The organism is Glycocaulis sp. (genome assembly GCF_052168375.1).
GTDB lineage: Bacteria > Pseudomonadota > Alphaproteobacteria > Caulobacterales > Maricaulaceae > Glycocaulis.
On record NZ_JBQLZR010000294.1, the window covers coordinates 1 to 9,400 of the forward strand.

Genomic DNA, 9,400 nt, shown 5'->3' on the forward strand with positions numbered 1-9,400 from the left:
TGTTGCCGTGGCGGCCGGCCATCTTGTCGCCCGGCTGCAGCTTGCGCTTCACCGCCACGAACACCTTGACCATCTTCATGACGCCCGGGGGCATCTCGTCGCCGCGTTGCAGCTTCTCGACCTTGTCCTCGAAGCGGCGGTCCAGGCGAGCCTTGGACTCGTCATACTGCTTCTTGAGGGCCTCGACCTCTGCCATCGCCTTTTCGTCTTCAAGGCCGATCTTCCACCACTGGGAAGCCGGGACCTCTTCGAGCGAGGCTTCGGTCACCTTGCCCTTGGCAAAGCCACGCGGGCCGGAAACGGCGACACGGTCGACCAGGATGGTCTGCAGACGCGAGAAGATGTCGCGCTCGAGGATTTCGAGCTCGTCATCGCGGTCTTCGCCAAGGCGCGCGATCTCGTCACGCTCGATGGCAATGGCCCGCTCGTCCTTGTCGACGCCATGGCGGTTGAACACGCGAACTTCCACGATCGTGCCGGTCGTGCCCGGAGGCAGGCGCAGCGAGGTATCGCGGACGTCGGAAGCCTTCTCACCGAAGATGGCGCGCAGGAGTTTCTCCTCCGGCGTCATCGGGCTTTCACCCTTCGGCGTCACCTTGCCGACCAGAATGTCACCGGCCTCAACCTCAGCGCCGACGGCCACGATGCCCGCCTCGTCGAGATTGCGCAGGGCTTCCTCGCCGACATTGGGGATGTCGCGTGTGATCTCTTCCGGACCGAGCTTGGTGTCACGGGCCATGACTTCAAACTCCTCGATATGGATCGAGGTGAAGACGTCATCGCGCACGATACGCTCGGAGATGAGGATGGAGTCCTCGAAGTTGTAGCCGTTCCACGGCATGAACGCGACGATCACGTTCCGGCCGAGCGCCAGTTCGCCAAGATCGGTCGACGGACCGTCACCGATGATGTCACCGGCCTTCACCACATCGCCGACCTTCACGATCGGACGCTGGTTGATGCAGGTGGACTGGTTGGAACGCTGGAACTTCGACAGGCGGTAGATGTCGACGCCCGAAGCGGCAGCATCAATGTCGCCGGTCGCACGCACCACGATACGCTGGGCGTCGACCTGTTCGACCACGCCGTCACGGCGCGCGATGATTGCCGCACCGGAATCGCGTGCCACAACCGCTTCCATGCCGGTGCCGACCAGCGGCGCTTCGTTGCGCAGCAGCGGAACCGCCTGGCGTTGCATGTTCGAACCCATCAGCGCGCGGTTGGCGTCATCGTTCTCGAGGAACGGAATGAGCGCCGCGGCTACGGACACGACCTGCTTGGGCGACACGTCGATATAGTCGACGTCCTCACGCGGGATCAGGGTGGCATCGCGGTTCGGGCCGATACGGCAGTTCACGAACTCGTTGGCCAGCTCGCCATTATCGCTCACGGTCGCATTGGCCTGGGCGATGTTGAACTTGGCTTCCTGCATCGCGGTCAGATAGTCGACCTGATCGGTCAGCTTGCCGTTTTCAACCTTGCGGTACGGGCTCTCGATGAAGCCGTACTTGTTGACGCGCGCAAACGTGGAGAGCGAGTTGATGAGGCCGATATTCGGGCCTTCCGGCGTCTCGATCGGGCAGATACGGCCATAGTGCGTCGGGTGCACGTCGCGCACCTCGAAGCCCGCACGCTCACGCGTCAGGCCGCCCGGGCCAAGCGCCGACATGCGGCGCTTGTGGGTGACTTCCGACAACGGGTTGGTCTGGTCCATGAACTGCGAGAGCTGCGAGGAGCCGAAGAATTCGCGCACCGCAGCAGCCGCCGGCTTGGCGTTGACCAGGTCGTGCGGCATCACGGTCTCGATATCGACCGAGCTCATCCGCTCCTTGATCGCCCGTTCCATGCGCAGGAGGCCGACGCGGTACTGGTTTTCCATCAGCTCGCCGACCGAACGCACCCGGCGGTTGCCGAGATTGTCGATATCGTCGATCTCGCCCTTGCCGTCGCGCAGGCCGTGGAGAACCTTCAGAACCTCGACAATGTCCTCGCGGCGCAGAACGCGCACATCGTCAGGGCATTCAAGGTCCAGACGCATGTTCATCTTCACGCGGCCGACCGGCGAAAGATCATAGCGCTCGGCGTCAAAGAACAGGCCGTTGAAGAGCGCTTCGGCCGTTTCCGGCGTCGGCGGCTCACCCGGACGCATGACGCGGTAGATGTCCACCAGCGCCTGGTCGCGCGTGTCGTTCTTGTCAGCGGCGAGCGTGGTGCGGATGTAACCGCCCACATTCACGCCATCGATATCGAGCACCTCGATCTCGTCATAGCCGGCAGCGGTGATCTCCTCGAGGAGCTCCACCGTGATCTCGTCACCGGCCTCGACAAAGATTTCGCCCGTTTCGGCATTCACGATGTCTTCGGCGAAGAAACGGCCAGCAAGGTCATCGCTGGCAACCAGCAATTCCTTCACGCCGTCTTCAGCGAGCTTGTTGGCAATGCGCGCGGCAATCTTCTTGCCCGCCGGAGCGATGACTTCGCCCGACTTGGCATCGACCAGGTCACGCAGCGGCTTCACGCCGCGCCAGTTTTCCTTGACGTACGGCGTCGTCCAGCCCGCCTTGACCTTCTTGTAGCCGACGCGGCCATAGAAGATCGACAGGATGGCTTCCTTGTCGAGGCCCAGCGCGTAGAGCAGCGTCGTCGCCGGAAGTTTCCGGCGGCGGTCGATACGCACATGGATGATGTCCTTGGCGTCGAACTCGAAGTCGAGCCAGGAACCGCGATAGGGAATGATCCGGGCGGCAAACAGGTATTTGCCGGACGCGTGCGTCTTGCCACGGTCATGGTCAAAGAACACGCCCGGGCTGCGGTGCATCTGGGAGACGATGACCCGCTCGGTGCCGTTGACGATGAACGTGCCCTTGTCGGTCATGAGCGGGATATCGCCCATGAACACGTCCTGTTCCTTGATGTCCTTGACCGAGCGCGCGCCGGTTTCCTCGTCCACATCGAACACGATGAGACGCATCTTCACTTTCAGCGGAGCGGCGAACGTCATGTCGCGCTGCACGCATTCTTCAACATCGTACTTGGGCGGTTCGAACTCGTAGGACACGAATTCGAGCACGGCCCGTTCGGAGAAATCCTTGACGGGGAAGACGGACTTGAAGACCGCCTGCAGCCCTTCGTCCGGGCGGTTGCCCGAACGCAGATCCTTCATCAGGAACTGCTCGTAGGAATGCTTTTGCACCTCGATGAGGTTGGGCATCTCCAGCGCTTCGGGGATGCGACCAAACGACTTGCGAATGCGCTTCTTGCCGGTGAACGACAGACCCATTTCCGCTCCCTTTGCCAGGCTAATGGCCCGGCATCGTCCTACGGGGACGCGAAATGCGTCCCGCCCGCCCCGGTGAAAGTGGCAACAAGCGTGAGGGGGCTTGCCACCCGGATCTGGCACACCCGGGGCAGACCGGAATGCCAGACGAAATCAGAAACGCCCTGACGGGCGCGTAGCATCAAGCCACACGCCCGCCGGACGATGGTGTCAGGAACCGCAAACGGCCCCGAACCCTTACTTCAGCTCGACAGTAGCGCCGGCTTCTTCGAGCTGCTTCTTCATGGCCTCGGCCTCGGCTTTCGGCGCGCCTTCCTTGACGGCCTTGCCACCGGCTTCCACCAGGTCCTTGGCTTCTTTCAGGCCAAGACCGGTGATGGCACGGACTTCCTTGATGACGTTGATTTTCTTGTCACCGGCGGTGACGAGGATGACGTCAAATTCGGTCTTTTCTTCCGCAGCAGCGGCTTCACCGCCAGCAGCGCCGCCAGCAGCGGCCACGGCCACCGGAGCAGCAGCGGAAACGCCCCACTTCTCTTCGAGAAGCTTGGCGAGGTCGGCAGCTTCCAGCACGGTCAGGCTGGAGAGGTCTTCGACGAGTTGTTCAAGTTTCGACATGGGTTTCAGTCCTGTTTTGATGCGTTGTCACTAGAGATGCGGAGACGGCGTCATGCAGCCTGTTTGTCTGCATAGGCCTGAAGCAGGCGGGCCAGCTGGCCGGCGGGGGCTTGGACAACCCCGGCAACCTTCGTGGCGGGCGCCTGGATGAGACCGATCAGCTTGCCGCGCAGCTCGTCCAGGGACGGCATGGTGGCAAGAGCCTTGACCTGGCTCTCATCAAGAACCGCAGCATCCATGAACCCGCCGATCAGAACGAGTTTCTCGTTCTTCTTGGCAAAGTCCGCGGCGGCCTTCGGCGCTGAAACCGGATCGGCGGCAAAGGCGATCACGACAGGTCCGGTGAACATGTCGGCTGCACCTTCGGCCGGCGACCCTTTCAGGGCGATCTTGGCCAAGCGGTTCTTCACGACCTTCAACTGCCCGCCGGTTTTACGAAGTTCGGCACGCAGAGACGTCATTTCCGCAACAGTGAGTCCGGAGTAGTGAGCAATCACTACCGAGCCGGCGCCGGCGAAAATGCCCTTGTAGGCATCGACAGCTTCGACTTTCTGGGCTCGCTCCATTGCGGTCTCCCGTTACAGGATGACCGGGCTGGCCGGTCATCTTGCGGTGATGGGGACGCCGCTTGCTCCGGGACCACCCCGGAACGCGCTCACCCCCGCCATGTATCCTGTCCGGGGAACGAAATGACGCCGCTTGCCGCGCATGACACGCGAAAAACAGGTAGTTCCGTACTCCCGTCTGCGCAGGGCCGTCGTCTGTGATTAAGCGGTCCGGGCAAAGCCCTTCGCGCCCCTGCGGTCTCGGACAGGTGGCTGGCAGGTCAAGGCAAAGCCCTTTCCTGCAAGCCGCCAGAACCGGGCATCGCCCGGTTCTGGAAACTCGATGCATTCAATCAGGCAGCGGCGTTGACCGGGCTGCCCGCTTCCGACACGTCGATCTTCACGCCCGGACCCATGGTCGAGCTGAGCGAGATCTTGCGGATATACTGACCTTTGGCGCCCGACGGCTTGGCCTTGTTCAGCGAGTCCAGCAGGGCGCGGATGTTTTCCGCCAGCTGGGCTTCGGAGAAGCTCGCCTTGCCGATACCGGCGTGCACGATGCCCGCCTTTTCGACACGGAACTCCACCGCGCCGCCCTTGGACTGCTCGATGGCCTTGGCCACGTCCATGGTCACCGTTCCCACTTTCGGGTTCGGCATCATGCCGCGCGGGCCGAGCACCTTACCCAGACGGCCGACGAGCGGCATCATGTCCGGGGTGGCGATCACCTTGTCAAAGTCGATATTGCCAGCCTGGACGGTTTCCACCAGATCCTCGGCGCCGACGATGTCCGCGCCTGCCTTCTTGGCTTCTTCCGCCTTCGCGCCCTTGGCGAAAACGGCCACACGCGCCGTACGGCCGGTGCCGTTCGGCAGCGGGCACACGCCGCGGACCATCTGGTCAGCGTGACGCGGATCGACGCCCAGATTGACGGAAATCTCGACCGTCTCGTTGAACTTGGCGCTGGCTTTCGACTTCACGAGGGCAACAGCCTCGTCAATCGTGTGCAGCTTGTTGCGGTCCAGCCCTTCACGGGATGCGGCAACGCGTTTTGCGATCTTGGCCATGTCCGCTTACCCCGTCACTTCCAGGCCCATGGACCGGGCCGAACCTTCAATGATGCTCGTCGCCTGATCGAGATCGTTGGCGTTGAGATCCTTCATCTTCATTTCCGCAATCTCGCGGCATTGGGCGCGCGTGACCTTGCCGATCGGACCGGACTTGCCGGTCGTGGCGCTGCCCTTTTGCACCTTGGCGGCCTTCTTCAGAAGGAAGCTCGCCGGCGGCGTCTTGGTCTCGAAGGTGAAAGACTTGTCCTGATAGACGGTGATGACGGTCGGGATGGGCATCCCTTTTTCCATCTCTTGCGTCTTGGCGTTGAACGCCTTGCAGAACTCCATGATGTTCACGCCGCGCTGACCCAGCGCCGGGCCGATCGGCGGCGAGGGGTTAGCGGCTCCGGCGGGAACCTGCAGCTTGATATAGCCGGTAATCTTCTTGGCCATGTCCCTGTCACTCTTTGCGGGGCGGACCCCGGTTTCAAGAAACCTCCCGGACCGGCCCCTGAGGGCCCGTCATGCGAGGCGCGGGTGGCGCGGTTTGCGGACCCGGAATGGACTTTCCCGGACCCTCCCGCACCGTGATTACAGTCAGGCGGTTTTCTCGACCTGGCTGTATTCGAGCTCGACCGGAGTTGCCCGGCCGAAAATATTGATGGCGACCTTCAGCACCGAACGGCCTTCGTCGACCTCCTCGACAATGCCATTGAAGCTGGAGAAGTGACCGTCGGTGACACGCACCGTCTCGCCGATCTCGTAGGACACGGTCGGACGCGGATTTTCCGCATCCTCTTCCATTTTGCCCATGATGCGCAGCACTTCGCTCTCCGGAACGGGTAGCGGGCGCGCGCCGGCACCGAGGAAACCCGTCACCTTCGGCGTATTTTTCACCAGGTGATAGGCGTCGTCGGTCATATCCATCTTCACCAGCACATAGCCGGGGAAGTATTTGCGCTCGGCATTGACCTTGCGGCCCTTGCGGATTTCCGTGACCTCTTCGGTCGGAACCACAATTTCCTCGAACTTGTCCGACAGGCCCTTCTGCTCGGCTTCCGAGCGGATCGCCTCGGCGACCTTCTTCTCGAAGTTCGAATAGGCGTGAACGATGTACCACTTGGCGGACATGCGTATCAGGCTCCCAGGCCGAGGAGGAAATTGACCACGAGGCCGATCAGCGAATCGACACCGAAGAAGAACAGGGCGGCGATCGTCGCCATGACGAGCACGAAGATCGACGAGACGATCGTCTCGTTGCGGCTCGTCCAGGTGACCTTGCGGCCTTCCTGGCGCACTTCGCTGATGAACTTGAACGGATTGACCGTCTTCCGGCGGGCAGGCGCACTTGCGCCGGCAGCAGAAGAGCCACCGCTTCCCTGTCCGGATGCGCCTGCGCGCGCCGGCTGACGGGTTTTGCCTGCTTTTGCCATCGCCTCTTTCAAACTCTTATCGGGTGCGCGGATCAGCGCGCACAACCTGCAACTGGCAGGGGCGGAGGGGCTCGAACCCCCGGCCTGCGGTTTTGGAGACCGCCGCTCTACCAGCTGAGCTACACCCCTATCAAAGTCCAACGCAAAACCGCCCGGAGCGCCGCTAGGGCCTGCACCGGACGGCCAAACCCGTCCTTTGAGCCGCGCCTTGTAGCCGTTTGCGGCGCCGCTGAAAACCCTTCTGAGCGGTTAAATCACATTTTTTATCCGCCCGTCTGCCAGCCGCTCCGGTGACAGCCTGTCTGAACCAGGCACCCCGCACCGGAAAGCGGTGGCCCCAAACGAAGAAAGGCGGGCATGAAGCCCGCCTTTCCCCGTTTCGGTACTGCGAATTCGCTTAGAAGCGAGCGCGCAGAGCGATCGAGTAGTAACGACCGATCGTGTCGTACGATTGCGGGAAGGTGTTGCCGCTGTTCGTCGACGTCGCACCGATCGTGTTGCCGACTTCCGGCGGCTGCTCGTCGGTCAGGTTGGAAATCGTACCAACCAGACGGATGTTGTCGTTGACATCCCAACCACCCGACAGGTCGAAGTAGTTGTAAGCCGGGATGCGCGAGTAGGCCGGCAGGAAGGTGCCGGTACCCGGCTGGACGGTCACCGAGCTGTAGTGGCGCCACTGGAGCGACACGTCGAACGCGGAGACATTCCAGGTGGCACGGCTGGTCGTACGCAGGTCAGACACCGGGTTGGCGCAAGACGTGCTGTAGTAACCAAGGCAGTCAATGACCGCCGAAGCCGGCGTGGCTTGCGAGGTGTACTCGGTGAAGAGCGTTGCGTTGAAGGCCAGCGCAATGCTGCCCGAGTTCGGGCTCATGCCCATGTCGGCGAGATCGAAGCCGTAGTTGGCCGAGAGATCCCAGCCCGAACGGACTTCTTCACCGACGTTGTTGATGAGCTGCTGAATGCCTGCGGCATCCGCGTCATTCAGATTGCCGCTCGTCGGGCTACGGCCGATGAACGAGCACAGCTCGTTGAACGTCAGACCCGGATTGCCGGCACCATAGCAGCCCTGGATGATCTCGTTCACGCCACGCGAGGAAATCGCGTCGGTGATCTCGATGTTCCAGTAGTCGAGCGACATGGTGAAGCCCGGGAAGAAGGTCGGCGAGTAAACGAAACCAACCGTGATCGATTCACCGACCTCCGGACCAAGCGCCGGGTTGCCGCCGCTGAGCACGTTGACCTGACCGGCCGACGGCTGCGGAAGGACACCGATGGCACCGGCAGGAACGCCGGTCTGCTGGCAGAGAGCCGCCAGAGCACCAGCCACGCCCGGACCGGCGCACGGGTCAACCGCGAGGTTGCCCAGACCCGTCACCTGCGGCGCGAACAGCTCGTTCACGCTCGGCGCACGGGTTGCACGCTGGAACATGGAGCGGAAGCGCAGGTCATCGTTCGGAGCCCATTCGCCACCGACCTTGTAGGTCCAGTAGTTGTCGGTCTCACCGCCCGAGCGGAACTCGGTGTTGCGCAGACCCAGCTCAAGGGCAACGCTGCGGAAGAACGGACGGTCTTCGATCAGCGGCACATAGGCCTCGCCGAAGAACTCGTACATCTGGAACGTACCTTGACGGTCCGGCGTCGGAGCGCCCGTACCGAGGATTTCACCGGCCTGCTGCGACGGCGTGTCGGCTTGCGTGCCAGCGAAGACGCGGCGGTACTCGTAACCACCCGACACGGCAACCGGGTTCACAGCCCACGGGCTGGCGAAACCGAGATCACCAGCGACGTTGGCGAAGATGATTTCTTCTTCAACGGTCGTCTGGATGGTGCCGTTCTGGTTGATCCAGTCCAGCATCGGCTGCGTGATCGAACCTTCGGCGCCCCAAACGTTGAGCGGGACACAGCCAGCGATCACCGGACCACCAGGAGCCTGGCAGACCGTGGTGCTGAGGGTTTCAAGCGACTGACGCAGCTTGGTCAGCGAACCCCAGTTCACGCGGGTCGAAGCCTGCGTGGAACGGCCACGCTGATAGTAGACGTCATAGGAGAAGCCGGCGAACAGGTCACCGCGCGTACCGAACGTGTACTGGAAGGTCTCGTTGTCGAACGTGTTGATACGCGGGCCAAGCTCCACGAGACGGCGGTTGATCGACAGCGGAACGATCGTGGTTCCACCGACGACGCAGTCAGCCGCAGGAATGTTGCGGTTGGCGCAGAGAGCCTGACGGGCCGGTTCCGGAATGAAACCATTGCCGATCGGCACGTTGAAGTTGTTGTTGAATGTGCCCGACGGAGCCAGCTGGATGCCGACCTGGTTGGTCACGTACAGCGTGTTGAGATAAACGTCGAAGTGGTTGTTGATCTCGTAATTGGCACCGGCATAGACCTGATAACGGTCAATCGGACCCTGGTAGAAGTTGTCCGGGTTGAAGTTATACGAGGTCACCGACGTTTCCAGAACACCCGTGGTCG

The 9,400-nt window shown here is 62.1% G+C and carries 8 protein-coding genes and 1 tRNA gene; all 9 read right to left on the bottom strand.

The window, feature by feature from the left end; genetic code table 11:
- On the bottom strand, positions 1 to 3,280 hold a 3,280-nt coding region (gene rpoB / locus ACTS2Z_RS11945; protein ID WP_442573436.1), incomplete at its 3' end, for a DNA-directed RNA polymerase subunit beta.
- 234 nt (positions 3,281 to 3,514) lie between these two features.
- Positions 3,515 to 3,895 (bottom strand): 50S ribosomal protein L7/L12, encoded by a 381-nt coding sequence (gene rplL, locus ACTS2Z_RS11950; protein WP_442573437.1) that lies wholly within the window; start codon positions 3,893 to 3,895, stop codon positions 3,515 to 3,517.
- 50 nt (positions 3,896 to 3,945) lie between these two features.
- Entirely contained in the window at positions 3,946 to 4,461 is a 516-nt protein-coding gene (gene rplJ, locus ACTS2Z_RS11955) for a 50S ribosomal protein L10 (RefSeq protein WP_442573438.1), read from the bottom strand.
- A gap of 332 nt (positions 4,462 to 4,793) precedes the next feature.
- Positions 4,794 to 5,507 carry a 50S ribosomal protein L1 gene (gene rplA / locus ACTS2Z_RS11960; RefSeq protein WP_442573439.1) on the bottom strand — a complete coding sequence of 238 codons (714 nt, stop codon included), beginning with the start codon at positions 5,505 to 5,507 and terminating at the stop codon, positions 4,794 to 4,796.
- A 6-nt stretch (positions 5,508 to 5,513) separates the two neighbouring features.
- Positions 5,514 to 5,945 carry a 50S ribosomal protein L11 gene (gene rplK / locus ACTS2Z_RS11965; RefSeq protein WP_442573440.1) on the bottom strand — a complete coding sequence of 144 codons (432 nt, stop codon included), beginning with the start codon at positions 5,943 to 5,945 and terminating at the stop codon, positions 5,514 to 5,516.
- A 144-nt stretch (positions 5,946 to 6,089) separates the two neighbouring features.
- Entirely contained in the window at positions 6,090 to 6,623 is a 534-nt protein-coding gene (gene nusG, locus ACTS2Z_RS11970) for a transcription termination/antitermination protein NusG (protein ID WP_442573441.1), read from the bottom strand.
- Positions 6,624 to 6,628: 5 nt separating this feature from the next.
- On the bottom strand, positions 6,629 to 6,970 hold the full coding sequence (secE, locus tag ACTS2Z_RS11975; RefSeq protein WP_442573442.1) for a preprotein translocase subunit SecE: 342 nt from the start codon (positions 6,968 to 6,970) through the stop codon (positions 6,629 to 6,631).
- An 8-nt stretch (positions 6,971 to 6,978) separates the two neighbouring features.
- A tRNA-Trp gene (locus tag ACTS2Z_RS11980) sits at positions 6,979 to 7,054 on the bottom strand.
- Between the two features lie 268 nt (positions 7,055 to 7,322).
- Positions 7,323 to 9,400: TonB-dependent receptor domain-containing protein (locus tag ACTS2Z_RS11985; protein WP_442573443.1), on the bottom strand; the 2,078-nt coding region annotated here is incomplete at its 5' end.